At 60.4% G+C, this 26,827-nt stretch carries 23 protein-coding genes and 1 tRNA gene; 5 read left to right on the top strand and 19 right to left on the bottom strand.

Annotated features, from left to right (window positions below; translation table 11 throughout):
- Positions 1 to 2 precede the first annotated feature (2 nt).
- The 4 genes from OGR47_RS05580 to OGR47_RS05565 all read left to right on the top strand — a co-directional run bounded on the left by OGR47_RS05580 (position 3) and on the right by OGR47_RS05565 (position 3,655).
- Positions 3 to 2,000, top strand: a complete 1,998-nt coding sequence (locus tag OGR47_RS05580) for an FUSC family protein (protein ID WP_165047676.1) — start codon at positions 3 to 5, stop codon at positions 1,998 to 2,000.
- Complete coding sequence (locus OGR47_RS05575; protein ID WP_165047674.1) at positions 1,997 to 2,206, top strand: DUF1656 domain-containing protein; 210 nt, start codon at positions 1,997 to 1,999, stop codon at positions 2,204 to 2,206. Before OGR47_RS05580 ends, OGR47_RS05575 begins: the two co-directional genes overlap by 4 nt.
- The gene (locus OGR47_RS05570; protein WP_165047671.1) at positions 2,203 to 3,120 is read left to right on the top strand and encodes an HlyD family secretion protein; all 918 of its coding nucleotides are present in this window, start codon (positions 2,203 to 2,205) and stop codon (positions 3,118 to 3,120) included. The genes OGR47_RS05575 and OGR47_RS05570 overlap by 4 nt, the downstream gene beginning before the upstream one ends.
- Positions 3,121 to 3,232: 112 nt before the next feature.
- Positions 3,233 to 3,655 (top strand): universal stress protein, encoded by a 423-nt coding sequence (locus OGR47_RS05565; protein WP_165047669.1) that lies wholly within the window; start codon positions 3,233 to 3,235, stop codon positions 3,653 to 3,655.
- Here the strand turns inward: OGR47_RS05565 and OGR47_RS05560 are convergent.
- The 11 genes from OGR47_RS05560 to OGR47_RS05510 all read right to left on the bottom strand — a co-directional run bounded on the left by OGR47_RS05560 (position 3,652) and on the right by OGR47_RS05510 (position 15,544).
- Entirely contained in the window at positions 3,652 to 4,047 is a 396-nt protein-coding gene (locus OGR47_RS05560) for a cytochrome C oxidase subunit IV family protein (protein ID WP_165048383.1), read from the bottom strand. The genes OGR47_RS05565 and OGR47_RS05560 overlap by 4 nt on opposite strands.
- A 35-nt stretch (positions 4,048 to 4,082) precedes the next feature.
- The gene (locus OGR47_RS05555) at positions 4,083 to 4,808 is read right to left on the bottom strand and encodes a heme-copper oxidase subunit III family protein (protein WP_246729501.1); all 726 of its coding nucleotides are present in this window, start codon (positions 4,806 to 4,808) and stop codon (positions 4,083 to 4,085) included.
- A gap of 15 nt (positions 4,809 to 4,823) precedes the next feature.
- Entirely contained in the window at positions 4,824 to 5,528 is a 705-nt protein-coding gene (locus tag OGR47_RS05550) for a cytochrome c oxidase subunit 3 (RefSeq protein WP_165047667.1), read from the bottom strand.
- On the bottom strand, positions 5,525 to 7,288 hold the full coding sequence (locus tag OGR47_RS05545; protein WP_165047664.1) for a cytochrome c oxidase subunit I: 1,764 nt from the start codon (positions 7,286 to 7,288) through the stop codon (positions 5,525 to 5,527). Before OGR47_RS05545 ends, OGR47_RS05550 begins: the two co-directional genes overlap by 4 nt.
- A 28-nt stretch (positions 7,289 to 7,316) precedes the next feature.
- Positions 7,317 to 8,120 (bottom strand): cytochrome c oxidase subunit II, encoded by an 804-nt coding sequence (locus OGR47_RS05540; RefSeq protein ID WP_165047661.1) that lies wholly within the window; start codon positions 8,118 to 8,120, stop codon positions 7,317 to 7,319.
- A gap of 95 nt (positions 8,121 to 8,215) precedes the next feature.
- Positions 8,216 to 8,458: a hypothetical protein gene (locus tag OGR47_RS05535; RefSeq protein ID WP_165047659.1), complete on the bottom strand. Its 243-nt coding sequence runs from the start codon at positions 8,456 to 8,458 to the stop codon at positions 8,216 to 8,218.
- Positions 8,459 to 8,570: 112 nt separating this feature from the next.
- Complete coding sequence (locus OGR47_RS05530) at positions 8,571 to 9,002, bottom strand: Rrf2 family transcriptional regulator (RefSeq protein WP_165047657.1); 432 nt, start codon at positions 9,000 to 9,002, stop codon at positions 8,571 to 8,573.
- Positions 9,003 to 9,091: 89 nt separating this feature from the next.
- Complete coding sequence (locus OGR47_RS05525) at positions 9,092 to 10,258, bottom strand: HlyD family secretion protein (protein ID WP_267270096.1); 1,167 nt, start codon at positions 10,256 to 10,258, stop codon at positions 9,092 to 9,094.
- 74 nt (positions 10,259 to 10,332) lie between these two features.
- On the bottom strand, positions 10,333 to 11,883 hold the full coding sequence (locus tag OGR47_RS05520; RefSeq protein ID WP_165047652.1) for an efflux transporter outer membrane subunit: 1,551 nt from the start codon (positions 11,881 to 11,883) through the stop codon (positions 10,333 to 10,335).
- A gap of 30 nt (positions 11,884 to 11,913) precedes the next feature.
- On the bottom strand, positions 11,914 to 13,506 hold the full coding sequence (locus tag OGR47_RS05515; protein WP_165047650.1) for an MFS transporter: 1,593 nt from the start codon (positions 13,504 to 13,506) through the stop codon (positions 11,914 to 11,916).
- Positions 13,507 to 13,855: 349 nt separating this feature from the next.
- Complete coding sequence (locus tag OGR47_RS05510) at positions 13,856 to 15,544, bottom strand: putative bifunctional diguanylate cyclase/phosphodiesterase (RefSeq protein ID WP_165047647.1); 1,689 nt, start codon at positions 15,542 to 15,544, stop codon at positions 13,856 to 13,858.
- Positions 15,545 to 16,205: 661 nt separating this feature from the next.
- On the opposite strand from OGR47_RS05510, the gene OGR47_RS05505 reads away from it, so the two are divergent.
- The gene (locus OGR47_RS05505; RefSeq protein WP_165047645.1) at positions 16,206 to 16,715 is read left to right on the top strand and encodes a hypothetical protein; all 510 of its coding nucleotides are present in this window, start codon (positions 16,206 to 16,208) and stop codon (positions 16,713 to 16,715) included.
- A gap of 26 nt (positions 16,716 to 16,741) precedes the next feature.
- Here OGR47_RS05505 and OGR47_RS05500 read toward each other — a convergent pair whose 3' ends face one another.
- The 8 genes from OGR47_RS05500 to ispH all read right to left on the bottom strand — a co-directional run bounded on the left by OGR47_RS05500 (position 16,742) and on the right by ispH (position 26,765).
- On the bottom strand, positions 16,742 to 20,764 hold the full coding sequence (locus OGR47_RS05500; protein WP_165047643.1) for a Pls/PosA family non-ribosomal peptide synthetase: 4,023 nt from the start codon (positions 20,762 to 20,764) through the stop codon (positions 16,742 to 16,744).
- Positions 20,765 to 21,345: 581 nt separating this feature from the next.
- Positions 21,346 to 21,422, bottom strand: a tRNA-Met gene (locus tag OGR47_RS05495).
- Positions 21,423 to 21,572: 150 nt separating this feature from the next.
- A complete protein-coding gene (locus OGR47_RS05490; protein WP_165047641.1) occupies positions 21,573 to 22,364 on the bottom strand; it encodes an NAD kinase in 792 nt (263 codons plus the stop codon).
- Positions 22,365 to 22,478: 114 nt separating this feature from the next.
- Entirely contained in the window at positions 22,479 to 23,393 is a 915-nt protein-coding gene (locus OGR47_RS05485; RefSeq protein WP_165047639.1) for an ROK family protein, read from the bottom strand.
- Positions 23,390 to 24,163 (bottom strand): pentapeptide repeat-containing protein, encoded by a 774-nt coding sequence (locus OGR47_RS05480; RefSeq protein WP_165047637.1) that lies wholly within the window; start codon positions 24,161 to 24,163, stop codon positions 23,390 to 23,392. Before OGR47_RS05480 ends, OGR47_RS05485 begins: the two co-directional genes overlap by 4 nt.
- A gap of 203 nt (positions 24,164 to 24,366) precedes the next feature.
- On the bottom strand, positions 24,367 to 24,825 hold the full coding sequence (rnhA, locus tag OGR47_RS05475; RefSeq protein ID WP_165047635.1) for a ribonuclease HI: 459 nt from the start codon (positions 24,823 to 24,825) through the stop codon (positions 24,367 to 24,369).
- Positions 24,822 to 25,769 (bottom strand): homoserine kinase, encoded by a 948-nt coding sequence (gene thrB, locus OGR47_RS05470; protein WP_165047633.1) that lies wholly within the window; start codon positions 25,767 to 25,769, stop codon positions 24,822 to 24,824. The genes rnhA and thrB overlap by 4 nt, the downstream gene beginning before the upstream one ends.
- A 27-nt stretch (positions 25,770 to 25,796) precedes the next feature.
- Positions 25,797 to 26,765 (bottom strand): 4-hydroxy-3-methylbut-2-enyl diphosphate reductase, encoded by a 969-nt coding sequence (gene ispH, locus OGR47_RS05465; RefSeq protein ID WP_165047631.1) that lies wholly within the window; start codon positions 26,763 to 26,765, stop codon positions 25,797 to 25,799.
- Positions 26,766 to 26,827: the final 62 nt, after the last annotated feature.

Raw genomic sequence — 26,827 nt, 5'->3', positions numbered from 1 at the left:
ACGTGCTGCCCCGCCCCGAGCATTGGCTTTTCTCAATCCAGGCGTTTCTTGCCGGAGTCCTTGCGCTGGCAGTGGCCTTCTGGCTGGACTTGCCGCGGCCCTACTGGGCGCTCGCGACGGTTTACATCACCGCTCAGCCGCTGACGGGCGCAACATTCTCGAAGTCCTTCTACCGGGCGATTGGAACCCTGGCGGGAGCGGCCATGGCCATTGCGGTGGTTCCGAACCTCGTGAATGCGCCGCCCGTGCTCATCCTCGCGATCGCGATTTGGTCAGGCCTCTGCCTTTACGCTTCGATTCTTGATCGCAGCCCGCGCGGATATGCCTTCATGCTCGCGGGCTATACGACGGCGATCATCGGATTCCCGGCAGTCGATGCGCCAATCGAGATCTTCGACCTCGCCCTCGCGCGGACCGAAGAGATCCTGGTCGGAATCTTTTGCGCCGCCCTGGTCTCGAGCCTTCTTTTCCCGCGTAGCGTTGGGCCGGTCGTGGCGGAGCGCGTGGCGCTTTGGTTGAGCGATGCACGCGCCGCTGGGCGCGACTCGCTGCGCAAAACTGATCCCGGCGCCCGAGAAGCGCATTGGTTGCAGCTTGCCGCCGACACGACAAAGATCGAAGCGCTTGCCGAGCACCTGCCTTTCGAAGCCACCGCAAATCGGGCTGTTTTACCTTTGGTGCACAGCCTTGTTCCGCGCATGCTCATGACCTTGCCACTGATATCGGCGGTCAGGGACCTGATGAGCGAACTCAGGACGCTCGGCGGTGCCTCGCCTGAGATGGCGCCCCTGCTCGCGCGCGTCGATCGCGCCTTCGCGGCCCAAGCCCCTCGCGCGGACGCCACGCTGTTGGAAGCGATAGAAGCCTATGCCGGAGCGCGTGGCCCGATCACGTCCTGGCGGGCGTTCGTCGAGCTCAACCTCGCTGTTCGCCTACGCGACCTCGTCGCGCTTTTTTCAGATAATGACGCCCTCGCGCGCGCCCTCGCCTCCGATACGCAGAGCGTCGACATCCCTTTCGCTTTTCCGATCGATGCAGATGCGCCGCGCGTTCGCCACGACGAGCATGCCCGGGCGCTTATTGCAGCCGCAACGCTCTCACTAGCTCTCATCTTCTGCTGCACATTCTGGATTCTCACGAGCTGGCAGGAAGGCGCCGCCGCGGCGATGATGGCGGCCGTCGCCGGCAGTCTCTTCGCAACACAGGACGACCCCGTGCCTTCAATCCGGAAATTCGGGGTGTGGAGCGCAATCGCCGTCGCCGTCGCCGGCGTCTATGTTTTCTTCATTCTCCCGAAGGTTCATAGTTTCGAGACTCTTGCGCTTGTGCTTGCGCCGGCTTTGCTTACCTTCGGCCTGCTTATTGCGGAACCGAAGACATTCGTAATCGGCATCGCCCTTGGCATCATCATGCCGACGACCATGGCGCTCCAGAGCGCCTATGAGGTAGACGCCAAAGCCTTCTTGAACACCGGTCTAGCAATGGTCATGGGCATGGCGATTGCGGCAGCCACAACGGCGGTGTTGCGCGTCATCGGCGCCGAATGGCGCGTAGCGCAATTTGTTCGGGCGAATAACCGCAGCCTCGCGGAGGTTGCCGATATCCAAAGCCGGCGCAATGACGCCTATCTGCTGGGACTCATGTTCGACAGGCTGTCGACGATTGCGCCCATCGTGCAAACGGCAGATGAAGACATGCCGGACGCCATGCGGCAATTGCGGGCGGGGCTGAACATGGTCGAAGCCCGCAAAACCCGCAAGAGCCTGCCGCATAGGGCGCGCAGACGACTCGACGCTGCGTTGTTGCGCCTGCGACGAAACTATCGGCGGCATGCGCCGCTCGACAACCGAGCGCTCGAAGCGCTCGATCGCGCCATTCAGGCGCTGCGTCCCGACGAGGCTGCGGATCGGGCGGCGCTCCTTGCGCTCGCGGGTTTGCGTCGATGCCTCTTTCCACAAGCGGCGCCGCTTCAACTCGCAGGTTTTGGAGGACATCAATGAATGCGGAGGTCAGTTTCTTCGGACTCTATGCGCCGGGGCTTCTCGTCTGCGCGCCGCTCGCCTACATACTCGCGTCACTCTTGAGATTGGCGCTGACCGCCTTGGGGATTTATCGGTTTCTCTGGCACCGCGGCCTGTTCAACGTCGCCATCTTCGTTTGTCTGCTCGGCGTCCTCCTCCACTTTCTTTCGAGGACCTCGCTATGAAGGAAGCGTTGGCGAAATCTCTTGGATTCGCAGTAACGACGGTCATAACTTTAGCGGCTGTCTTCGTTGGATGGCGTCTGTGGGCCTATTACGAAGAGGAGCCGTGGACGCGCGATGGTCGAGTTCGCGCGGAGGTCGTCGCCGTCGCCCCCGACGTGTCGGGCCTCGTGAGCGAGGTTCTCGTGCACGACAACCAACGGGTCCAAAAGGGAGACATCCTGTTCCGCATCGACCGGAAGCGTTTCGAACTTGCGCTGCGCCAGGCCGAGGCCACCCTTGCCGGCCGCGTTGCTGCGCTCGAGGTCGCTTCGCAAGACTTCACGCGCTATCGCACGCTCGACGCCAAAAACAACATCGCCGTTTCCAAGCAACAGTTCGAAAATGTGACGGGCCAGCACGGTCAGGCGCGCGCCGCTTATGATCAGGCGGTTGCCGACCGCGATCTGGCCCGCCTCAATCTGGAGCGCGCCGAAGTGCGCGCCTCCGTCAATGGCGCGATGACGAATTTCGAGCTGCGACCGGGAAGCTATGTGACAGCAGGCAAAAGCGTCGCGGCGCTCGTCGATGAAGATAGCCTTCACGTGGACGGCTATTTCGAGGAGACGAAGCTTCCTATGATTCATGTCGGCGACCCCGTCGCAGTGCATCTGATGGGCGAGCGCCAGGCGATCTTCGGCCATGTCGAGGGGATCGCGAGCGGCATCGAGGACCGCGACCGCAGTAGCGGCGCCAATCTTCTGGCCAACGTCAACCCCACCTTCAATTGGGTGCGATTGGCTCAGCGTGTTCCGGTCCGGGTCGCTCTCGATCGCCCGCCGTCGGATATCCGCCTCGTGGCCGGCCGAACGGCGACTGTTTTTGTAAATCCGCAAGACCGATCAAAACGGATCTTTTCACTGTTTCCCGGAAGGTAAGGCGCTACCTATGCATCGTGACGCCCCTCGGCGGGAGCGGCGACGCGCCGGCGTGCCATCCGAGCCCTATATGTGATTGGCGTTTGTGCGAGCAAATTGGGGAAACAGAGCGATGCTCACAAGAATCCTCGCGCCCATCGATCTTGCAGAGCCGCAGATGACCAAACTGGCCGTCGATTACGCAGAAACGCTCGCCAAAGCTTTCGACGCGGACATTCGGCTGGCCAATGTGCAATCCCTCACGCCGATCAAGTTTCTCGATTACCTCCCTCGAGATTTCGACGACAACATCAAGCGGGGATTTGAAAGCGAATTAGCGAAGGTCGCAGCCGACATCGAGCGCCCAGCTGAACGCATTTCTACGGTGCTCCTGTTCGGTCCCGTGTATCAGACGGTCCTGGCGGAGGCGACACGTTGGGGAGCTGACCTCATCGTTCTTTGTTCGCACCGCCCAGGCATGGACCGGTTTCTTATCGGCTCAAACGCCAGCGCGATTGTGAGGCACGCCGCTTGTCCGGTTCTTGTCCTGCGCTAATGCTCAACAGCGTGTGACTCCACCGCCGTTGGCGCAAAAAAGGCCGAGCGCGTGAACCTCGTGTAGTCGCCCTCGAGCGCCATTGTCGCGACGAACACGAGCACTGCGAGCGGCGGAACAAGGATGGCGGCGACGAGCGCAAGGCGCTCCCATGCCATATGCATGAAGACGGCGACGATCAGCCCAGCCTTGAGCAGCATGAAAAGGATGATTAATCCCCAACGAAGCTCGCCGTGAAAGTCGAAGTAATCGACCAGATAGGAGCATGCGCTCAAGATGAACAGCAAGCCCCAAACCAGGAGATAAAGCCCGATGGGGTGCTGTTGGCCATGAACGCCAGCGCCTGACGCGCCACGCGTGCTAGTGGGGGAAGCATGCGTAAGCGCTGTCATTTTGTGGTCGGCAGCATCCATTTCCTGTCCCTCGCTTACCAGAGATAGAAGAAGGCGAAAATAAATACCCAGACTAGGTCCACAAAGTGCCAATACAGCCCCATGATCTCTACGATCTCATAACGACCCTTCCGGCCTGTGAAAAAACCAGGCTTCGCTCGATCGTAGTCGCCGCGCCAGACGGCTCTGGCGATGATGAGAAGGAAGAGCACGCCCATCGAGACATGGAAGCCGTGAAAGCCCGTGATCATAAAAAAACATGATCCAAATTGCGCAGCGCCGAAAGGATTGCCCCAAGGGCGCACCCCTTCTCGAATAAGCGTCGTCCATTCGAATGCCTGCATGCCGACGAAGGTCGCGCCGAAGAATGCCGTCGCCAGCATCATGAGCGCCGCCTTCTTGCGCTGCCGCGCATAGGCGCAATTGACCGCAATCGCCATCGTGCCTGAGCTTGTGATCAGGTCGAATGTCATGATCGCGATCAAGATGAGAGGGATTTTCCTCCCACCGATGTCGAGCGCAAAGATTTCACTTGCATTTGGCCAGGGGACCGTCGTCGACATGCGAACGGTCATGTACGAGATGAGGAAACAGCTGAAAATGAACGTGTCGCTGACGAGGAAAATCCACATCATCGCCTTGCCCCAGGAGGCGCTCTTGAAAGAGCGCTGATCCGAGGCCCAGTCCGCGACGACGCCGTTCAAGCCGGGGGGGCGCTGCGCCCCGATCGATGTCTTGTGACTCACAGACTCGACTGTCATGCGACGATCCTTCGGTCACGAAAGAAGACGACGACAAACCACCCCAAGGTTGTCCGCCCATCCGACAAGCAACGCGAAAACCAGTAGCCAGACCGCCAGCAGGAAATGCCAGTATATGGCGCAGAGTTCGACGGTCTTGGCCAAGGCATTTTCCGCTTCCTTCCGCGACGCTTGCGCGATCGTCCAGAAGAGGGCGAAAAGCCCTCCCATCAGATGTAGCGCGTGTGCGCCCGTGAGCAGGAAGAAGAAAGCGTTGGCGGGGTTCTGAGATGCATAAAAGCCGCCCGCTATCATATCTCGCCAAGCCCATAGCTGCCCGGAGAGAAAAGCCAGACTCGCGACGGCGCCCGCCCATAGGGCATTCCTCATTCGCTCTCGAGCGCCTGTCGTCGCGGCCGTGCTCGCGACATGCAAAGCGCCGCTCGCGGCAATGAGCGCGACCGTGTTGAACCAAAGGATTCGCGGCAGAGGCGCGGAGAGCCAATCGTAAGAGCCCATCCGCATGAAGAAGGCCGCGGCGAGCAATGAGAACAGGCAGAGAGCCACCGCGAGGAAGACGACGAGGCCCGTTTTCGCCGCATTGGGCCGGCGGCCGTCCTTCCCGCGATAAGCCGCAATTTCCCCCTCTTGCAGCCAGGACGCTTCCAATATTCCTTCGCGCCACAGATAGGTGATCGCGACGGAAAAAACGCAGATGAAGAAGAGCCCCATAACGCTCATGTCGCATGTTCTCCTCTCTGCGGCGGCGCGTTCTGCGGCAAGAAATCGTCCGGCGCGCCAGGGATGCTGTAACCGTAAGGCCAGCGATAGACGATAGGCAGTTGCTTGCCCCAGTTGCCGTGGCCCGGCGGGGTCTCAGGCGTCTGCCACTCAAGCGACGCCGCGCGCCAGGGGTTGCCGCCGGCGAGCGCGCCATGCTTGAGGCTTTTGAAGGCGTTGTAGAAGAAGATGAGTTGCGAGAAGCCGACGATCAGCGCCATCACCGTCATGAAGATGTTCAGCCCAACGGCCGAGTGCGGAACAAAAGCGGTCTCGCCCATCTCGTAGAAGCGGCGTGGCACGCCAACGAGCCCGAGATAATGCATCGGGAAGAACACAGCATAGGCGCCGAGGAAGGTGATCCAGAAATGGATCTTACCCAGACGCTCGTCCATCATTCGCCCGGTGATCTTCGGATACCAATGGTAGATCGCGCCAAAGATCACGAGCACTGGAGCGATGCCCATGACCATGTGGAAATGCGCGACAACGAACAACGTCGCCGACAGCGGAACATCGACGATCACATTGCCGAGATAAAGACCGGTGATGCCGCCATTGACGAATGTAATGAGGAAGCCGAGCGCGAAGAGCATCGGCGTCGTAAAATGAATGTCGGCGCGCCAGAGCGTCACCACCCAATTATAGACCTTCATCGCAGTCGGAACAGCAATGGCGAGCGTCGTGACAGCGAAGAAAAAGCCGAAGAGCGGGTTCATGCCGCTCACATACATATGGTGGCCCCAAACCACCATGCTCAGAATGCCGATCGCAAGAATCGCCCAGACCATCATGCGATAGCCGAAGATGTTCTTGCGCGCATGGACGCTGATGAGGTCGGAAACCATGCCGAACGCCGGCAGTGCGACGATGTAAACTTCGGGGTGCCCGAAAAACCAGAAGAGATGTTGGAAAAGGATCGGACTGCCGCCGCTGTAGTCGCGACGTTCTCCCATCTCCACGATCGCTGGAACGAAAAAACTCGTGCCCAGCGTGCGGTCGAGCAGCAGCATCACGCAGGCGACGAACAAGCCCGGAAAAGCGAGAAGCGCCATAACCGCGGCGGTGAAAATCCCCCAAACAGTGAGCGGCATGCGCATGAGCGTCATGCCGCGCGTGCGCGCCTGAAGCACAGTCACGACGTAGTTCAGGCCACCCATCGTGAAGCCAACGATAAACAGAATGAGCGAGGCGAGCATCAATATGATGCCCCATTCGTGGCCTGGGGTTCCCGTAAGGATCGCTTGCGGCGGATAGAGCGTCCAGCCCGCGCCACTCGGGCCGCCGGGAACAAAATAGCTTGCCGCGAGAATGAGCGTCGCGAGCAGATAGACCCAGTAGCTCAGCATATTGACGAAGGGAAACACCATGTCCCTCGCGCCGATCATGAGCGGGATAAGGTAATTACCGAAGCCCCCGAGGAAGATCGCGGTAAGCATATAGACCACCATGATCATCCCATGCATGGTCACGGCTTGGTAATAGACATTGGCGTCGATGAAGGGGATGGCGCCGGGAAAGGCGAGCTGCAATCTAATCAGCCACGACAGAACGAGGGCGACGAGCCCGATCGCGATCGCCGTGCAGGCATATTGAATGGCGATAACCTTGGCGTCCTGCGAAAAAACGTATTTCGTAAGCCAGGACGTGGCGTGGTAAAGTTCGACATCCTCGACTTCCTGAGATGGAACGCCGTCGTCCTCTATCGAGACATCGGTCATTGTTGATCCCCCTCCCCCGGGACGCGCCTCAAAAAGCTTCGGCTTTGCGCGTTTGCGCAAAGGTCTTTTGCGCCGCGAGCCATTTGCGATAGTCGCTGTCCGAATCGATGAAAAGCGTGCCGCGCATTTGCGGGTGGCCGATGCCGCAATAGGCCACGCACAGAATCTCGAACTGGCCTGTTTTGGTCGGCGTGAACCAGAAATAGGTCTCCATGCCAGGCACGAGATCCATCTTGGCGCGAAGCTCCGGCACGTAGAAGTCGTGCAGGACGTCGATCGAGCGCAGCAGCACCTTGATCGGCTGGCCTTCGGGCAGGTGCAGCTCGCCATTGGCGACGATGAGATCGTCGCGCCCTCTTGGATCGGCCGGATTTACGCCCAGGGCATTGGCTGTGTCGATAAAGCGGACGTCGGTCGAACCGAAGTGCTTGTCGGCGCCCGGCAAGCGAAAGCTCCAGCTCCATTGCGCGCCGACCGCTTCTACTTCCATCGCGCCCTCCGGCGGCGTGATGAACCGCCCCCAAACCGAAAGCCCTGGCGCGAGCAGAAGGATCACTGCGACAGTCGTTATTCCGCCAAGCAAAAGCTCGAGCCTTCGGTTTTCGGGCTCATAGGTGGAGCGTCGGCCAGGTTGGTGGCGAAACCTGTAGAGGCAGTACGACATGAATAGAACGACGGCGACAAATCCGATGCTCGTCACGATGAAGGTCAACGCCAGAGTATCGTCGATGAAGCCCCAGTTGGACGCGATCTGTGTCGGTCGCCACGGGCTTAGAAAATGAAAGAGCAACGAGGCGACGACAACAAGGGCCATAATCGCAGCGACAAGCATCCGCCGTGACCTTTCACGAGAGCCTACTCGCAACAATTAGGTTTGGCAGGCGCTACGGCAATATGCGTGGCTCGCGCCTGCCTCCCAGCCTCGATTCAGAGTTGGACCTGCCGCGCCAAAGAGGCGCCGTAAACGGCGCGGGCGACCGCGTGGGGGCTCAAGGCGTAAAGAAAGAACGACCCGACGGACATGATCGCCGTCGCGACGATGACCCCGGCCAGAAAATTTTTCGAGCGCGCCGGCCGCGCGATCTCTGGCCCGGCCAAAACGAGCAGTGCAATCAACCCAATGAATGCGCTGAGAAGCGCCGCAAGATAGAGACTCTCCACCGCCACCATAGCTGCAACTCCCTGATTGAGCTTTTGCTCCCCAGATGGCGTAACTCAGGATTGGGGGTGAAAGGTCCTGTCGCGCAGTCCCTTGCTGGCGACTATGCAAAGCCCGGTTTTATCAGTCAGATAGGTCGAGGGCGGGAAGAGCGGCGGATTGCTCGAGGCAATCGCTCAGGGTGAAGCGGTCGAGCTCCCGCATGAATCCCTGCTGGGCGCGCGCAAGCATCGCCTTGAGACGGCAGCGGGGCAAAAGCTTGCAGGCGCTGCCCTCGGCGCTGAAACACTCGACCAGGGGCTGGTTGTCGAGCGTGCGTACGACCTCGCCGATCCGGATGTCGCGCGGGTCGCGCGCAAGCCGAACGCCGCCCTGGGCGCCGCGTATCCCCACGAGGTATCCCGCCGCCGCGAGCTCTTGAAGCACCTTGGCCATGTGATGGCGGGACACGCCGAAATGATCGGCGATCTCAGAAGCGGAAAGCGTTTCTCCTTCGCGGTCGGCGAGGAGGATAAGGGCCCTGAGGCCGAAATCGGTGAAGCTGGTTAGGCGCATACGGAGAATTTATCAGGTTAGCAAGACTTTCTGAATGCGACATGTCGCGGCGCTTGCCCTGCGATTGAGGCGCTTCAGGTCATGTTCTTTTATAATCGCGAGGCTGCGCCATTGGCCGACTCGCATGGCGAGCCGGCGTCGTCGAGACCGTGGGCGATATTCTTTCTGACCGTTTCCTCGGCGCGCGCCTTGGCTTCCGCAAGATCTTTGTCGAAGACCTCCGTCGCATACTCGCCCGTCGCCGTCGTCGCAAACAGGCCGCGCGTCTCCTTGCCGCCGCCGATATCGATCGAAGTCACCGTGGACAGGCCCGGCCGCAACGGTTTCTGCTTCAGCTCGTCCGGATCGATCGAAATCCGGACCGGAACCCGCTGAACGATGCGGATGAAGTTTCCCGTGGCGTTGTCCGGCGGCAGCGTCGCAAAAACGCTCCCCGCCCCTGGGACGAGGCCCTCGACCACGCCATGATAGGTCTCGCTCGATCCATAAAGGTCGGTCTTGATGACCGCCGCCTGGCCGGGCCGCACTTTTCCCATGCGATTTTCCCAGAGGTTGGCCTCGATCCAAAGATGGTCGAGCGGCACGATATTCATTATGTGATCGCCCGGACGCACCCTTTGGCCGACCTGGACCCGACGCTTGGCGACATAGCCAGACGCCGGCGCCCGTATGTTTTGACGGATGAACTCGAGATAGGCGTCGTCGAAGCGGGCCTTCGCCGCCTCGATATCCGGATGATTCAGCGGCGCGACGCCGCCGATCCGCGCCTCGACCGCCTGAAATTCCGCCCGCGCTTCGCGCACATCGGCTTCCTGCGCCGCGAGCTGATCCTCGGTGTTCTGCAGGAGCTGTCGAGACGCAGCCCCGCTCACCGACGCTTGCCGATAGCGCGCGAGATCGTGAAGCGCGCGGTCACGGATGGCCATTCGGGCGATGATCTTCTGACAAGCCTGACGGCGGGAGGCAAAGAGAACGGCGACATTCCTGACCGCGCGGCCAAGCTCCGCCTCGGCCTGCCCAAGCGCCGCGCCAGCGCGCTGCGCATCGAGGCGAACCAGAACGTCGCCCTTCTTCACCATTTGCGTTTCTTCGGCCAGCACCTGCGCCACGACGCCTGTGGCGTCGGACTGCACGGGAATAATATTGCCGACCACGAAGGCATTGTCGGTCGTCACCCAGTTCCGGTCATATGTGAACCAGTTAAAAAACGCGGCCGCCACGCCAATGATGACGCCGACGAAGACAAGCTTGAGCAAGAAATTCCGTTTCGCTCGGATGGTCTTGCGAGAGGTTGGCATGAAACAGGCGCCTGTTTGGTTTGCTTGAGCCGTTAGCCGCCAGTAACGGACTGGACCGTGTCGACGACAGGGGTGATCGGATCCATCTCCGGGGCAGGCTTGGGCGCGGTGGGCGGCGGCCCATCCGCATAACCGCCGCCGAGCGCTTGATAGAGGTCCACGGCGGCGATCAACCGCTCGCCTTCCAGCCCGCGCTGGATGAAGAGGGCGTCCAAAAGATCCGCCGATTCTTGGACGGCCTCTCTGCGATCCCTCAGTCCCTCGTGGAATCTCGTACGCGCCAGTTGGACCGCGGTTCGATGCTGTTGGACGAAGCGCGCTTGGGATTCATATTCGGTGCGGCTGCGTTTTAGGTTCGCTAGAGCGTCCGCCACTTGCTGCGCCGCTGCAAGGAGCGTCTCGTTGTAGACGTCGACCGCTTGATCGAACTCAGACCGCTGCGCCTCGAGATTTCCGGCAAGCCTGCCGCCCTGGAAGATCGGCAAATGGAGGCCCGGCGTGACGCTATAAACCATTGCCCCCGGATTGAAGAGATAGCCGCCAAGGAGCGCGAACCGGCTCGAGTTGACGGACGCCTCCAAGCCCGCCGAGACCGAGAGATCGATCGACGGCAAAAACATGGTCTTCGCGACGTGGATTCGTTCAGCGGCAGCCTCGGCCCTGTGAAGCGCCGCCGCAAGATCCGGGCGATGGATCAGCAATTCGATTGGAAGGCGTTTTGGAAGCCCGGGCTGGGCCAGCACGACGCTCTTCTTTCCTGCGAAGAGATTCTGAGCAGCGTCTGGACCTTCGCCGATCAAGCGAGATAGCGCGTTCTCCTGAATGGAAATCGCGGCTTTCAGCGAAGCGACGCGCCGGACGGCCGCTTCCTCATTGGCGCGGGCGATCTGCACGCTGTCCAGCGTATCGAGGCCTGTCTGATAGCGTGTTTCCGAGAGGGACCGCACCTCGCGCCGCAGCCCGACGAGCTCTGTGGCGAGCTTCAGCTGATTGGCCAGAATATAACCGCGAAGATAGGCCCGAGCGACGCTGGTCGTGAGCAAAAGACGGGCTTGCGCCAATTCTCCCTCCTTCGCTCGCGCCTCGCCGATCGACGCCTCCAACAGGGCCCGATTCTTTCCCCAGAAATCCAGCTCCCATTTCGCGGACAGCGGATTGAGAAAAGCGGCTGATTTTTCGCGGCCAGCCTGTAGGGGGTTGAACCCTGCGGCGACCCCGTGTTCAGCATAACGAAGCTGCTTGTAGGAGAGATCGGCCTCAATGAATGGCGTCAAACGCGAACCTTCGATCTCGACATTTGCCTCGGCTGCTTTGAGCGTATCCGCCGCTTTCCTGAGGCTCTGATTGTCATCGAGCGCCTTTTCGACAAACGCGCTGAGCTCGGAATTGCCAAAGGCGCGCCACCACTGCTGGCCGGGCCATCCAAATCCGTTATTGGCCGTTTTGGCGCCGGAGACGGCGATCGTGCGGTTCATCGCGGGCGTCGCGAGGAACTCGGCGCGATCGGCCTGCGTCGGCGCGCATCCACCCAAGGACGCCAACGCCACCGCGAAGGAGACATACCTTTGCAATCGGACGATCATCCTATGTGGCGCCGACATTATGTGCGGGCATCAAGGCTGCTCCATTAATTCTTCGGCGCGTAGCAGCTCGAAGCTCGGCTTTGGCTCCGGCTTCTTCCGCGGGACGCCGCGCGCCAGCCAGACAAAGATGGCAAGGCAGAAAAAGGCGACGGCCGCAAGCAAGAATGCATCATCGAGCCCCATGAGCAATGCTTGCTGGCGAATGAGGCGCGCGGCTTGCGCTCGGGCAACCGCTTCGCTCATGCCGCTCCCCTCCAGCTTGTCTGTCAGCTGTGAGAGCAGGTCGAGCGACGGAAAGCCGCGGCCTCCGTATTGATCCGCGAGGCCGAGTTGGTGAAATGGCGTTCGACGGAACTGAACGACGCTCTGCAAGGCGATGCCAAAGGCGCCGGCCGCCGTGCGCAACATCGCAAGCTCCTCGGCCGCGCGAATAAGCTTCGTGCTCTCGAGGCCTTGGACGGCGATGGCCGCCAACGGCGCAAAGAAAGCCGCCAGGAAGAAGCCGAAGAATATCATCGGCACAGTGATTTGATCGAATGACGCAAGTTTATCGAAGAGACCGAGCCAAGTCAGCGTTACCGAGAAGCCGAGAAAATTCAGGCTCGCGAAAAGGCGCATATCAATATGGCGAACGAGGAAATGCACAGTCCAGGCGACAGGCGCCGCCAATAGCGCCATCGATAGATAAACGGCCCCTGCCCCGGAAGATGTGTAGCCGAGCAATAGCTGCAGTTGCCCGACGAACACGGACAGCGTGCCCAGAATGAAAAGGAAACCGACGACCGAGCAAAAAGTCGCGACGGCGTAGTTGCGACAACTGAAGAGCCGTATATCGAGCACGGGGTTGCGCTCTCCCAGCTCCCAAACAATGAACGTCGGGAGGGCGATGACCACGGCCGCCGTCAATAGCGTGAGAGCCGTCGACCCCAGCCAGTCGAAATCGTTGCCTTGATTGAGGATCGTCTGCGTGCCGACGAATACGACCCCGATCAAGAGGAACCCGACCAGATCGAACCGGGCGATCCGCCTCGTGTGGGGCCGGCCATAGAGCAAAGCGCTTACGACGCCCGCAATCGGCAGACCCAAGAAAATATTGGAGTAAAAGAGCATTCGCCAAGTGAAATACTCGGCCCAAAATCCGCCCATGAAAACGCCGAGCGTAAAGGGGGTCATGCTGAGCACGCCCCACCATGCGACGCCATAGGGCCGGTACTTCTCTGGAATTTCTTTGAGGACGAGTCCCTGCCCCAACGGGAGGATCACACCGCCAGCCAGGCCGAGAAGAAAGCGCGCGGGCACGAAGAACCAGATGGTCTCCGCCAAGGCGCAAGCAAAGGAAAAAATCGCGTAAGCGACAAAAGCCGCTGCGTAAACCCGATTGTCGCCGTACCGTCCTGAAAGCCAGCGCGCTAAGGGAAGCCCCAGCACGATCCCCATCATATGGTCTGTCGTCGCCCAAACGCCGAAGCTCAGCGTAACGCCCTGGAGGTTCCCCGCCGCGTAAGGCGCAAGGACTGTGTATCCAGGGATGTTGGAAAGAACGATGATGTTCCCGCCAGCAAGCGCGGCGTTGAAGAGAACAAAGCGCCAGCCGGTTAGGCGATCTTCCTTGTCATGCGCCATGCCTATTTCCGGAACATGCGCATGGCGACAGAACAACCGGACATAACTGGAATCCGGAACCCCTTATTCAAGCGACTCCTAGCGAGTAGCTGAGTCACCGTAGACATCGATGGGGCCCACTCGTATCGATGACACGGCATTGTGGGCTCCCTCATTTCTGACTTTGCTCGATCTCGACAGGTCTAGTTCGGCGAGGCGCCGTTAATTTAGGTATGTAAAATGCTTGTTTTTCGCGAGAAGAGTCAAGAGCTGATAGGTGGCGAGCTGCTGCGCCTCCGCTGAGTCCCGAAGCGGGGAGTGGGCCACCATGCCGTGGTCCCACCCACAACTTAAGTCTCTGCTCGCCAGTTTAAGCGACAGCCTCGAGCGTAGCGTCAGCTGTCGCGTGGCCAGCCAGGATTTCTGCGATCGCCTCTATCGGCTTGGGACGACCCAACAGATAGCCTTGCACCGAGTTGCAGCGCTCCGCACGGAGCCATTGGAGCTGGTCTTCGGTTTCGACGCCTTCAGCTGTTGTGGGTATATTCAGGCTTTCGCACAAGCCAGTGATCGCGCGTATGATCGCCAGGCAATCAGGATTTTCGGCAACGCCGCTCACAAAAGCGCGATCGATCTTCACCTTGTCGAAGGCGAATTTCGTGAGGTAGGCCAGGGAAGAATATCCTGTCCCAAAGTCGTCCATCGCGATTTTGACGCCGATGTTTCTGAGCTTCTCGAGAATGGCGATGGCGCCCTCGGTATTATAGAGCATAACGCTTTCGGTGATCTCCAACTCGAGCCGGCTCGGCCTCAAGTTCGATACCGCCAACGCCGCCGCGACATCGAGCAGGATGGATTGATCGCGGAATTGGCAGGCTGAAATATTCACGGAAACGCCAACGTCTTCAGGCCAATCAGCCGCGTCGAGACATGCGCGCTTGAGCGCCCACGCGCCGATGGTTCGGATCAAGCCTGTCTCTTCCGCCAATGGGATAAAATCCACCGGAGAGACGAGCCCGCGAGTGGGCGAGTCCCAACGCATCAGCGCTTCGAAACCGTTTACGCGGCCGTCCGACAGGCCAACGAGCGGTTGATAGTAAAGCTTGAGTTCCTTGTTCTCGAGCGCATGCCGAAGATCATTTTCCAAGGCGTGACGGGCGTTGAAATCCTTCAGCATCTGGACATCGAAAAAGCGCTGCGTATTCCCCCCTTCCTTTTTGGCGCAATAGAGGGCGATGTCGGCGTTTCTCAGCAGAGCGTCTGGATCGCTTGCATCGTCGGGCCCTATCGCTACGCCGATCGACGCAGTTGTGATTACTCGGCCGCCAGAGGCCTCGATCGGCGCGGCGATAGCCGAAACAATTCTATCGATCGCAGCATGAAGCGCCTCGACGCTGGGGACGCCGTTAAAGATGATTGCGAATTCATCGCCGCCAAGGCGCGCGACGTGATGCGGCTCGAGAATAACTTTTCTCAGCCGCTCTGCCACAGACATGAGCACCAGGTCTCCGACCGGATGCCCAAGAGAGTCGTTGATCGATTTGAAGTTATCGAGATCGAGGTACACCAGCGCAAATATTCCGCCGTGCTTGTAGTAAGCAAATGAGTCTTGCAAGTTTGTATAAAATGTTGCGCGATTGCCAATACCAGTAAGACAATCATGGTGCGCAAGGTACATTATGTCATTTTCCGCCTTTCTCTTTTCAGTTACATCCTCGTAAATACTGAGTAGATATTGGGGATTATCGCGCTCGTCGTACAGCGGAATTAAGGTCGCAAACAGGCTCAGTTTCGGATCGATGGCAGATTCATACTCACATTCGAATGTTACAGCTTTTCTTGATTTGATAACGGCCTGGTCCCTGAGGGCAAACTCGTCCGCTTTTTCGCGAGGGAGCAAATCATGCAGCGTTTTCCCGAGAATGGCGCTTGGCGTCCCGAATACCTTTTCCGTAGCTCTATTCGCCAGCACAAACTTTTGCGTGTTTGCGTCCACCACCGTTACCATCATCGGAAGGTTGTTTATGATGGCGTCGAGAAAAACCTGGGTCTGGGACATAGTTTATGGTTTCCTCAAGGTTTTATCTAATATGGCCGCGCTCCGGATCGGGGTGAATCGATTGAGCGCCCGAAGGATATTGGCGGCTTCATCCTTGAGCCCTGGCCCAGCTCGGCGAAACACGTCGCGCGCATCATTTTCAGGAGGCATTAATCAATTGTTAAAAACGCACATCAAACAAAACAATCGTGAAACAAATCCGGCCATCTAGGGTAATAAAATGTAACGCTTGCGCCATCTCGTAATTAGATGCAGGCAAAACGATACTATTAAGCGCACAAAGCTCAGGCCGGGTTCAACCCTAAAGCGCAACAGGCGCGCCACATCACCCCGCGTTGAGCTTCTCAGAGCAGTTCTCTATCTTGTGATACTTGCGGTCGAGCGCGCCGTCGGCGCGCAAGCGCAAACGCTAACTTAGGCACTGCCGAGATCTGCGCGCGCAGGGGTGGTCCCAAGCTTGCTAGAAAAGAAAGTAGGCGTATGTCTTGAGCGAACTCCTGCGCGAGCGGGACGGGTCAGCGTTGTCTCAAAGGCGTTCCAAAGCGCGGTGCTGGGGAAGCTGCCAATGACTGAAACACGGCAGACGGCAAGCATTAGAGAATCAGATCACGGCAAACGCTTTTTGAGGGCGCTTCGACTGATTTCGATCTTGGCTCTTGCAATGAGCATTTTGAGCGTGGCCTTTGATTGGCTTTCCGCCTCCGGGAAGTATTTGGAGGACGGAGCTACTTGGATATACGATAGCGCGATCTATGGCGTGGTGGCGCTCTCTTTTGGCAGGGGAGCGTTTTTCGAACGAGCGGCGGCGTTTATGCTCTCGCTGGTCCTCACTGCCGCGGGCTGTCAGGGCTCCTACGACGTTTGGAGCGAGATCGCCCGCAGGGGCCACGATGTCTCCGTCGATACGCCATTTTCCACGATGATCTTCGCGACCGGCGCCATTCTCGAAGCGGCTCTGCTGTTCAAATTTCGTAAAGCAGGGGAATCCTTGATGACCGCGACTTGGGTTTCCGCCCGAAACTCTGCGGCGATCGCGCTCGCCGGAGCGGCGGTGTCGCTCGTCTTTCGCTCGCCGACAGCCGGCGGCCCGCAGATCTTTCTCGATTGCCTTGACACAGTCCTCGCGTTTCAGGCGGCGTTCCTCGTGGCCAAAGAGACCATCGAAAACTAAGCGGGTGCCCGCCGATCCCGCGTAAATTACGATCGAGCGGGCTCCGCCGGAGACCCGACCCACTCCGAAGCGCGCGGAATCGTCTCGCCTTTCATGACGACAGTCAGCGGACCGAGGCGCGCATAATCGCCGACATGGGTGTCATACAGGACAGTCGATCCGGGCCCCAATGTCACGCCTTTGCCGACGTCGATCGATCCGATCTTCATCAGCCGATCTTCGTATAAATGCGTTTGCAGCGCGCTGCCCATGTTGAGCGCGCAGTAATCGCCGACTTTCACGCAGTCGAATTCGGTGAGGTCGGTCATGTCCATATAGACGCCCTTGCCGAATTTTGCGCCAAACACCCGCAGGACCCAGGGCAGGAAAGGCGTTCCCCGCAAGTAGTCGAGCAATATGCGGCCCGTCATTCCCCAGTACAAAACCGTGCTGGTCTCGTTGCGAATAGCCCAGAAGGACCACATCGGCCGCACCTGAGGCCTGTAGCCTCCCATGGTCGTCCACTTCACCGCTGCGGCCACGAGCATGACGGCGAAGGGGATGAAGGTCGAGGCAAGGATGAAGAGCCCGGCGAAGCCAAGGTAGTCTTTCGCAATAAGCTTATCGCCGAAGACTTCAACGGCCCAGGTGCCGAGCGTGATATAAAGCATCGACGGCAGCGAGATGTTCAGCGCTTCATAAGCGGCCCTGCCGAAGCGTCTCAGTCGCGTCGGATTGAAGGTGAGAGTCGCATCGGCCGAATCCACTCTCTGCCGCGCCGGCATCAGGATTGGCGGCGAGCCAAACCATGTGTCTCCGCTTTCCACCTTTTGTCCCGCCGGCGGCTTGGACTTGACGCCGATAAGGGCGTCCGACGGCAGTATAGCGCCGGGCGGCACGACGGCGTCATTGCCGATGAACACCCGATCGCCCGCCTCGACCGGCTTTAGATGCATCCAGCCTCTGCGGATATCTTCGTCTCCGAGCGCTACCTCATCAGCTATGAAGCAGTTATCGCCCACGGAGACGACATCATAGCGGCCGGCAAGATTGGTTGCGATTTCGGAACCCTTGCCGATACGGGCGCCCATCAGTCGGTACCAGGTTCGCATGTAGAGCGTCGCGTAAAGCGAAGACAGCGTGTCGAGCGCAACCTCAGTCGCTAAGCACACCGCCCAGCGGCGCAGATAAAACCCTGACCAAACCGAATATCTTCCCGCCGCCGCGCGCGGCAGCACCGTCCAGCGGAAAATAGCGACCAGAACAATCGTCGCCAACACCAGGACGAAGGCGGTCGGCCATGCAAGCAGCGGAATCGCCGCAAGGTAGTAATGGTATTCGGACTCGGAAAACTTCATCGCGGCTTCGATCGTATCGAATGCCCAGAATGCTGGAAAAATAGGCAGCAGTCCAATTATCGGGAGAATGAGCGCCAACACAGCGGAAACCAGATACACCGCAATGCGCGTGGCGATGGTCGCCTGAGCTGGCGCTTCGAGCGCCTCAGGATCGACGGCTCCGATGCGCCGGCCTGGCGAGCCGTCCCATATGTCATTCGGCTCGACGCGCGATCCGCTCGGCAGGGAGGTAAGATCTTCCAGCGCTGCGCCATCGCCGACAGAGACGCCCTCCTCGATCACGCAGCCGGTGCCGATGTAAGCGTCCGCTCCAATTTCAACCGGTCCGATGACAAGTTCGTTTCCTTCGACCCGGGCGTTGGCGATCTTGAGTTTGGCGCCCAGAGATGCGCCCGAGCCGATCGATATGAGGTCGATGGCGCCAGCCTCCAGATCGCTGATTTGCACATCTCGACCGATCTTCGCGCCGATCGCGGCGAGGTACAACGGCATCAGCGGCGAATTTTGCAGCAGCCTAGCGTTCGTCAGGCCCAGGAGCCGTTGGGAAAGCCACCATCGGAAAAAATAGACGCCCCACAGGGGGTACCGCCCCGGCTTGGTGCGCCCGATGACAAGCCATTTGCCGGCAACCGAGATCACTAGGGTCAATAAGGTGATGCTGAGAATGATGCCGAACAGGCTGAGCGCCTCGTCGGCGAAACTTGCGTTGTCGGGTGTAATCAGGGTGTAAGAAATGAAGATGGCGAGCCATTGAGCCGCCGAGATCGACAGGAGAAACGGCAGGACCGAGAGCTGCGCCAAAGCACAGAGAACGCGCCTTTTAAGGGGCGGCGGCTCGAAGGCCAGATCCTTGGCTGGCTCATTTTCGCTCTGCCTCAAATGGGCGGCGAGATTACGCAAGGTTCGATGCGCGTACAAGTCGTGCAAGGTGATCGAAGCCAGACTCGGCGTTTCCCGAACAATCGAAACAAAGCGCGCAGCAATCAGCGAATGACCGCCCAAATCCATGAAAAAGTCCGCCTCGAGCGGAACCGTCGGGACCGATAAGACCCGCTTCGCGGCGTCCAGGAGGCGCGCCTCGATCTCGCTGCGAGGTTCATCCTGCTCCTCGTCCGGGCGCGCCGCGGGCTGCAACAGCGCCATGGTCTGGAGGCTTTTGCGATCGACTTTGCCCGACGTCAGCGTTGGCAACGAGGAAATCGCCTCGAACCTCGATGGCACCATATAGGACGGCAACGCCTTGCGTAGCGCAGCGCGCAAATCGCGTTCGCCAGGCAAGGGAGCGTCCGTCACAATAAAGGCGACCAGTTCGTCGAGGCCGTTGTCGTTGCGCAGAACGACCGCCGTCTGCCGCGCCTCGATGTGTGTGGCGATTACGGCTTCGATTTCCCCCAGCTCGACCCGAAAACCGCGAATTTTGACTTGATCGTCGACGCGCCCACGAAAAACGAGGTCGCCGGATTCGTTCAAAGCAACGGCGTCGCCGGAGCGATACAGGATGGGGTCGAGGCCACCTTCGTAGTAAGGGTTTTCGATAAACTTCTCTGCGGTGAGGCTATCTCGCTTCAGATACCCCCTTGCAACGCCCGGCCCGCCGATCAGAAGCTCGCCTTCTTTGCCGGGAGGCAGCAGAGCGAGCGACTCGTCGACGACGTAACAGGAATAGTTCGGGATGGGTTTGCCGATGGTCACGGTCTCGCCGCGCGACACCTCGGCGATCGTCGCCACGACGGTTGCTTCAGTAGGGCCATAGCTGTTGTAGATGACCCGGCCTTCGCGCGACCACCGCGCCGCGACGCTTGGAGGGCACGCCTCGCCTCCGAGGATGATCGTCCGTAACGTCGCGACGTCGCGCGGGAGCGCATTCAGCAAGGTCGGAACCGTATCCAGCACGGTGACGCCTGCCTGCTCGAGAACGCCGGGCAAAGCCTCGAGGTCGGCCAGAACCTCCGAGGTCGCGACAAACAAAGCCGCACCCGAAAGATAGCTGACCCAGATCTCCTCCATTGAAAGATCAAAGGCGAGCGAAGCCCCTTGGAATGCCACGTCGGACGAAGAAAATCCGTAGATTTCATTGGCAGAACGCAAATAATGGCAAATATTTCTGCCCGTGATTATTGTGCCTTTCGGCTTCCCGGTGGAGCCGGATGTGTAAATGATATAGGCTGGATGCTCGGGCGTTGCGCCTAATTCTCTTGCAGTTGGAAGCTCATCCTGTCCTTCGACGCTGGCCTCCGAGGCGATGATGAGCTGAACTGGGACACGGTCTGAAGCCTTCGCGGCAAATTCCTGGTTTGTGAGCAAGAAACGCGCTTCGGCGTCCTCTAAACAGGCCGCGATACGGTCGACCGGCGCTTCCGCATCAAACGGCAACCAGGCAGCGCCGGTTTTTGCAATTGCGAGCTGCGCAACAAGGGAGTCGATCCCTCGCGCCATCCAAAGACCGACGACGTCGCCAGGGCCGACGCCAAGGGCGAGCAGGCCTCGCCGGAGCGCGTCCGAACGGGCGTCAAGCTCCTGATAACTCACGGAATGACGTAAGCTTTTCAGAGCACTGGCGTCGGGATGGCGCTTCACGGTTTCTGCGAAAATTTCACAGAGCAACTCGTCGCGAAGCAGATGTTCGGCTTTGGTCCCCAGGGCGACGGAATAGGCTGGCGCGGCCAAGCGCGCAGTCTCGGCAGTCCCCAAGACGAAAGGCCTATCATTCATGCTTTGCGGAACCTATCGTGGAGCATTCGCGTGCCCTTGGGGCTCAGACGCGCTATCATCCGTTGCTAAGGCGAGCGGGGACGCTATGCAAGAGCTACCGTTTGAGAATGCAGAAATAGAACAGCGTTTAAGAGCGAATCGCCTGGCGCGAGCTTGTCTTTTTGCGATCTTGACCTTTGCTTTTGCAGCCGCTCAAACAAGCACCGCTTTTTCGGATACTGACCGCGTTCAAGCGGATCGCGCCAAGGATATGCAGGCGGATAGGCTACAGTCAGCGCCTTCCTTGTCCAAATTCGAGGCGCGACGCATTCGCCGCCGTTGCCGGGACCAGGTCGCCGACTCGAACGCGAGCAAAGACCTTCGCCATTGCTTCGAGCTCCATATCGCCGCGCGGCGTCTTTGGGGCGAGTGCAAGCGCGAGGCTAAGATTGCCAGTCTTCGTGGGCGTGAGAAGGACGAGGCTATCAGGCGTTGCGTTCTGGAAAAGCGCCCCAGCGGCAAACGCAGCCAGCCTTGAGCCACGCAAGCCGCAGTAAACCAGCGTAGCTTATCCGGATAGGTCAGGGAGGTTAAGCGGAGGATGGTAGCGGAGGAGGGATTCGAACCCCCGACACAGGGATTATGATTCCCCTGCTCTGGCCAACTGAGCTACTCCGCCCCAGACTGTCTCGGAGCAGTCTTGAGATGCGAGCGATATAGGTCGCGCCAGCAGTCCAAGTCAAGGCCTATCAAGCTTGCCTTTGTGACTGTTCTCTGACCCCCGCCAAACCCGGGAAAACACTGGGTCGGCGGCTTTCGCCGGTCAGCCCTAATAGCCGAACTGCTCTCGCAAAATCCGCTCTTCCAACGAATGTCCGGGGTCGTGTAGCAGCACGAGATCGGCGTCGTGATCCATCTCTATGTCCACGAAAGCAAGATCACGGAATTCGTCGTGGTCCGCCACGACGGAAACAGGACGCTTTTCAGGCTCGAGGACTTCTATGCGGACCTTCGCCGCATCCGGCAGCAGCGCCCCGCGCCAGCGGCGGGGACGGAAGGGGGAGATCGGCGTGAGCGCCAGCAAGGGCGAGTCGAGGGGCAGGATCGGCCCATTGGCGGAGAGATTATAGGCCGACGAGCCCGCGGGCGTCGACAGCAGCACGCCGTCGGTGATGAGCTCGGGCATCCGCTCCTGGCCGTTGATGAGAATGCGCAGCTTCGCGACCTGCGAGGTCTGTCTCAGCAGCGAGACCTCATTGATCGCATGGGCGGAAAACTCGTCCCCGCGCACATTGGTGGCGTTCATCAGCAAGGGGTGGATGATCGAGGCCTTGGCCTCGATGAGGCGCTTGCGCAGGCCGCTTTCGCGATATTGGTTCATCAGAAACCCGACCGAGCCGCGGTTCATGCCGTAAATCGGCTTGCCGGAATCCATGTAATTGTGCAGCGTCCGCAGCATGAGGCCGTCGCCGCCGAGCGCCACGATGCAATCGGCGTCCTCCGGCGGAATGTCGCCGTATTTTTCGACGAGCCGCCCCCGCGCCTCCTCGGCCTGCGGCGTGCCGGACGAGAGGAAAGCCAGTTTTTTGAACGGATTGGGGGCATCGCCGCCGGCGGCCATCTCTGCTGATTTTCCTAAAAGCTTGAGAGCGTCACGTTTCTGCCCTCCGCCCCAGCGGCGCGCTGAGCGAGGCAATAGGTTTTTTGCCGCCTAATGGCAATGCCCCGCATGTCCTCAGTCGTCCCGCCACAACCAGGCAGCCCCGCGTACCCCGCCGGAGTCGCCGTGGACATTGCGGAGAATTTTCGTATCCAGCGCGTCGGTGAAGGCATGTTGGGCAACACGTGCGGTTAGCCCATCGTAGAGGCGCGCGATATTCGAGACGCCGCCGCCGAGCGCGATCACGTCGGGGTCCAGAATGTCGATCACCATGGCGAGGGCGCGGGCAAGACGATCTTGATAAGCGTCGAGCGCAGCAAGGGCCGCCGCCTCCCCGCGCTCGGCGCGCGCGACGATCTCCTGACCTGTCACGGACGCGCCGGCGCGCCGCTCATAATCGCGCGAAAGTCCCGGCCCCGAGAGAAAGGTCTCTATGCAGCCGTCATGTCCGCAGAAACAGCGGGCGCCGGGATATTCGTCGCGGCGCATCCAAGGGAGCGGCGTATGGCCCCATTCTCCGCCGATATGGTTAGGACCCGCGATAATCTTGCCGTCCACGACGACGCCGCCGCCGACCCCCGTGCCGATGATGACGCCGAAGACCACGCGCGCGCCCTGCCCCGCCCCATCGACCGCTTCCGAAAGCGCAAAGCAATTGGCGTCATTCTCGACACGCACCGGCCGATCGAGCGACTGCGAAAGATCCGCGACCAACGGCTTTCCGTTGACGCATTGCGTGTTCGATCCTTTCGCCAGCCCTGTGTGGGTGGAGATCGACCCGGGCGCGCCAACGCCGACTGTCCCGCGGCGGCCCGTCTGAGTTTCGATGTCGCCGACGAGTGCCGCGACGGCTCTGATAATCGCGTCATAATCATGCGCGGGCGTCGCCACACGGCTGCGGGCGAGAATTGCGCCGGCCGAGTCGAGGGCAATCGCCTCGATCTTTGTGCCGCCAAGATCGACGCCGATGCGCATGGGTTCGTCGCTCATTGGCGACGCGCGCGGTCGAGATGCTGCGCCTTCTGCAGCGCGCCTTCCGTCGCCGCGTCGATTTGCGCGGAGTCGAGATCGAGGTCCTTGGTGTTGGCGCCGGCGAAAATCGCCCCGGTGAAATCTGCCCCGGCCCCATCGGCGTTCATCAGATTTGCATCCGTGAAATCGGCGCCGGCGGCATGCGCGAAACGCAAATCCGCGCTCATCAGATTGGCTTTGCGAAGCAGAGCGTTTTCAAGATGCGCCGAACGCAAGACGGCGCGCATCAGCCCCATGGACTGGTTCTTCATGTCGGCGGAGAGATCCGCGTGATCGAACCTGGCGCCGCGTAGCGAGGCGCCCGTCAGATCGCCAGCGAGGCGCGCGCCGGAGAAATCGGCGCCATCGGCGTTCATGCGCTGCATCTGCGCTGCGAAGGCGTGCGCGCCCTTCAGCGAAGCGCCGGTAAGATCGGCCTCCATCAGCCAAGCCTGATCGAGAACGGCGCCATCGAGCTTGGCGCCAGAAAGCCGAACCTTGTTGAGACGCGCCGCGCGGAAATTTGCTCCCGAAAGATCGAGACGGGAGAGGTCGAGGCCGTTGAGGCTCTTTCCCGAGAAATCGGTCTTCTGGGCGTCAAGCGCCGCCTCGACCTCGGCGCGCGTCATCTCGGCCTGCGAATAGGCCGGCTGCGAAAGATCGACGCCCTGAAGCATGTCCTGGGCATGAAGCGGGGTTGCAATGAGAAGCGCCGCGACCGCAACGCGCGCCAGAAAATGCCTGTTCATACTCGCTCCATCCCGACGCAGCTCTGCGCCTGGCTACAGATTAACAGCAGGATTGTTCGCAGCGAAATCTGGGCGCGCGTGGATCTCGCGCCGCATGGGCCAAAAAAGGGGCGCGGCTACGCGCCGCGCCCTTAGGGTCCAGAGAAGAGAATACCTGGGTTTAATCAAGAAATAGGCGTGGATGAACGCCTTACAAGTCCGGCTCAGCCCGGAGCGCGCCGCGACCGAAGGAAAGGCGCCATGCCGGCGCGCGCCAGCGCGTCCGCGCGCTCGTTCATCTCATCCCCCGAATGGCCCCGCACCCAATGCCAGGCGACGTCGTGCCGCTCCTCAGCGGCCTCGAGCCTTTGCCAAAGCTCGACGTTCTTCACCGGCTTGCGGTCCGCTGTCTTCCAGCCGCGCGTCTTCCAGTTCTTGATCCAAGAGGTGACGCCGCCGCGCACATATTGCGAGTCCGTGTAGAGGTCAATTGCGCAGGGACGCGTCAGAGCCTCCAGCGCCATGATTGCCGCCATCAGCTCCATGCGGTTGTTAGTCGTCAGCGGCTCGCCGCCGGAAAGCTCCTTCTCGACATCGCCAAAGCGCAATATCGCGCCCCAGCCGCCGGGGCCGGGATTGCCGGAACAGGCCCCGTCGGTCCAAATCGCGACGCGGCGCGTCATAGAAAGGCGCCGGCCGTCTGGTGGAAGCGAAGCTTGGCGAGATATTCGCGCGGGTCCTTGGGCCGCACCAAGGCGCCCTTCGGCACGTTCAGCCAATCGACATAGCGCGTGAGAAGAAAACGCATCGCCGCGCCGCGGGCGAGCGTCGGGAAAGCGTCGAGCTCCGCGTCGTCCAAGGGCCGGACGCGGCGATAGGCAGAAAGAAGCGCGGCGCCCTTCTCCATCTCGAAGCGATGAGCCTCGTCGAAACACCAGGCGTTCAGGCAGATCGCAAGATCGTAGGCGTAGGCGTCATTGCAGGCGAAATAGAAATCGATCACGCCCGACATCTTGTCGCCCAGGAAAAAGGCGTTGTCCGGAAAAAGATCTGCATGGATGACGCCGCTGGGCAGATCGCGGGGCCAGTTTTGTTCAAGATAGTCGAGCTCCGCCTCGACGGTCTCGCGCAGCCCCGGCTCCACCTCGTCGGCGTGGACGGCGGAGGGCGCGAAAAGCGGGCGCCAGGCCCCGAGCGAAAGCGCGTTGAGACGCCGCAACGGAAAATCCGCGCCGGCGAGATGCAGCTGCGCCAGCGCCGCGCCGAGCGCCGCGCAATGGGCGACCTCGGGCCGATGCACCGAATAGCCGTCCAGGAAAGTAACGATGACCGCCGGCCGACCCGCGAGGCGCCCAAGCGGCTCGCCGGCCCGGTTGGGCACGGGCTGCGGGCACGTGACGCCGCGCCGCGCGAGATGCTCCATCAGTCCGAGAAAAAATGGCAGGTCCGCCTCCGCCACGCGCCTTTCATACAGCGTGAGGATGAAGCTTCCGGCGCTCGTGTGCAGATAGTAGTTCGAGTTCTCGACCCCCTCGGCAATGCCCTTGCAGGAGAGGAGGTCGCCGATGTCATAGGTTGCGAGGAAAGCGAGCAGCTCCGCATCGTCAACCTGCGTGTAAACGGCCATGGGTCTCTTTCCGAGAGCGACGCCCCATCAGGCGAGCGCCCGCAGCTCCTTCGGCAGTGGGAAGGAGACGCTTTCGTCGGCGGTCGAGACCGTTTCGACCGAGATATCATAGCGCTCTGCGAAAGCGTCCATGATTTCCTCAACGAGCACTTCCGGCGCAGAGGCGCCGGCGGTGATGCCCAGCGAGCCAATGGAGCCGAAGATCGACCAGTCGATTTCACGCTTGCCCTGCACGAGCTGGGCCGGGGCGCCGGCTCGCTCCGCCACTTCGCGCAGCCGCTGCGAATTCGACGAATTCGGCGAGCCCACGACAATCACCGCGTCGACGGTCGGCGCGACTTGCTTCACCGCAGCCTGGCGATTCGTCGTCGCGTAGCAGATGTCTTCCTTGTGAGGGCCCACAATCCCTGGAAAGCGCTTCGTCAGCGCAGTGACGATCTCCTGAGAGTCGTCAAGCGACAGGGTGGTTTGAGTGACATAGGCGAGATTATTCTCGTCCGTGAAACTCAACGCCTGGATGTCGTCGATGGATTCCACGAGCACCACCGCGCCCTCGGGCAACTGCCCCATTGTCCCGACGACCTCCGGATGGCCCGAGTGGCCGACAAGCAGCACGCGCCGGCCGCGCTTCCAGTGGATTTCCGCTTCGCGATGCACCTTGGTGACAAGCGGGCAGGTCGCGTCGATGGCGAGAAGCTTGCGCTCCTGCGCCTCCGCGGAAACGGATTTGGCCACGCCATGAGCGGAGAAGATCACGGGCGCGTCGGTCGAGGGAATTTCATCGAGCTCCTCGACGAAAACCGCGCCTTTGGATTTCAGCGACTCCACGACGTAACGATTGTGGACGATCTCGTGACGCACATAAACCGGCGGTCCATATTTCGCGAGGGCGCGCTCGACGGCGTCGATCGCGCGCACCACGCCGGCGCAGAATCCGCGCGGCGAGCAAAGGAGAATCTTGAGCGGCGGTTTCATCCCGCGTGGCTGAGCATTCATTTGGGCGCCTTCGGCAATGGGCGCCGCGCGGCTTCGCCGGCGGCTCGGGTGGCGTCTCGCCC

Origin of the sequence: Methylocystis sp. MJC1, from assembly GCF_026427715.1 — a bacterium.
In the GTDB taxonomy this organism is placed as follows: domain Bacteria; phylum Pseudomonadota; class Alphaproteobacteria; order Rhizobiales; family Beijerinckiaceae; genus Methylocystis.
Note: the sequence above shows the minus strand (reverse complement) of the source record. Positions and strands in the feature narration are given on the sequence as shown.

What these genes read in the sequence shown, in the direction of transcription:
- OGR47_RS05575 (WP_165047674.1), top strand. Translation starts at nt 1,997, where the DNA reads ATGAATGCGGAGGTCAGTTTCTTCGGACTCTATGCGCCGGGGCTTCTC.
- OGR47_RS05570 (WP_165047671.1), top strand. Translation starts at nt 2,203, where the DNA reads ATGAAGGAAGCGTTGGCGAAATCTCTTGGATTCGCAGTAACGACGGTC.
- OGR47_RS05565 (WP_165047669.1), top strand. Translation starts at nt 3,233, where the DNA reads ATGCTCACAAGAATCCTCGCGCCCATCGATCTTGCAGAGCCGCAGATG.
- OGR47_RS05560 (WP_165048383.1), bottom strand. Translation starts at nt 4,047, where the DNA reads ATGACAGCGCTTACGCATGCTTCCCCCACTAGCACGCGTGGCGCGTCA.
- OGR47_RS05555 (WP_246729501.1), bottom strand. Translation starts at nt 4,808, where the DNA reads ATGACAGTCGAGTCTGTGAGTCACAAGACATCGATCGGGGCGCAGCGC.
- OGR47_RS05550 (WP_165047667.1), bottom strand. Translation starts at nt 5,528, where the DNA reads ATGAGCGTTATGGGGCTCTTCTTCATCTGCGTTTTTTCCGTCGCGATC.
- OGR47_RS05545 (WP_165047664.1), bottom strand. Translation starts at nt 7,288, where the DNA reads ATGACCGATGTCTCGATAGAGGACGACGGCGTTCCATCTCAGGAAGTC.
- OGR47_RS05540 (WP_165047661.1), bottom strand. Translation starts at nt 8,120, where the DNA reads ATGCTTGTCGCTGCGATTATGGCCCTTGTTGTCGTCGCCTCGTTGCTC.
- OGR47_RS05535 (WP_165047659.1), bottom strand. Translation starts at nt 8,458, where the DNA reads ATGGTGGCGGTGGAGAGTCTCTATCTTGCGGCGCTTCTCAGCGCATTC.
- OGR47_RS05530 (WP_165047657.1), bottom strand. Translation starts at nt 9,002, where the DNA reads ATGCGCCTAACCAGCTTCACCGATTTCGGCCTCAGGGCCCTTATCCTC.
- OGR47_RS05520 (WP_165047652.1), bottom strand. Translation starts at nt 11,883, where the DNA reads ATGATCGTCCGATTGCAAAGGTATGTCTCCTTCGCGGTGGCGTTGGCG.
- OGR47_RS05515 (WP_165047650.1), bottom strand. Translation starts at nt 13,506, where the DNA reads ATGGCGCATGACAAGGAAGATCGCCTAACCGGCTGGCGCTTTGTTCTC.
- OGR47_RS05510 (WP_165047647.1), bottom strand. Translation starts at nt 15,544, where the DNA reads ATGTCCCAGACCCAGGTTTTTCTCGACGCCATCATAAACAACCTTCCG.
- OGR47_RS05505 (WP_165047645.1), top strand. Translation starts at nt 16,206, where the DNA reads ATGAGCATTTTGAGCGTGGCCTTTGATTGGCTTTCCGCCTCCGGGAAG.
- OGR47_RS05500 (WP_165047643.1), bottom strand. Translation starts at nt 20,764, where the DNA reads ATGAATGATAGGCCTTTCGTCTTGGGGACTGCCGAGACTGCGCGCTTG.
- OGR47_RS05490 (WP_165047641.1), bottom strand. Translation starts at nt 22,364, where the DNA reads ATGGCCGCCGGCGGCGATGCCCCCAATCCGTTCAAAAAACTGGCTTTC.
- OGR47_RS05485 (WP_165047639.1), bottom strand. Translation starts at nt 23,393, where the DNA reads ATGAGCGACGAACCCATGCGCATCGGCGTCGATCTTGGCGGCACAAAG.
- OGR47_RS05480 (WP_165047637.1), bottom strand. Translation starts at nt 24,163, where the DNA reads ATGAACAGGCATTTTCTGGCGCGCGTTGCGGTCGCGGCGCTTCTCATT.
- rnhA (WP_165047635.1), bottom strand. Translation starts at nt 24,825, where the DNA reads ATGACGCGCCGCGTCGCGATTTGGACCGACGGGGCCTGTTCCGGCAAT.
- thrB (WP_165047633.1), bottom strand. Translation starts at nt 25,769, where the DNA reads ATGGCCGTTTACACGCAGGTTGACGATGCGGAGCTGCTCGCTTTCCTC.
- ispH (WP_165047631.1), bottom strand. Translation starts at nt 26,765, where the DNA reads ATGAATGCTCAGCCACGCGGGATGAAACCGCCGCTCAAGATTCTCCTT.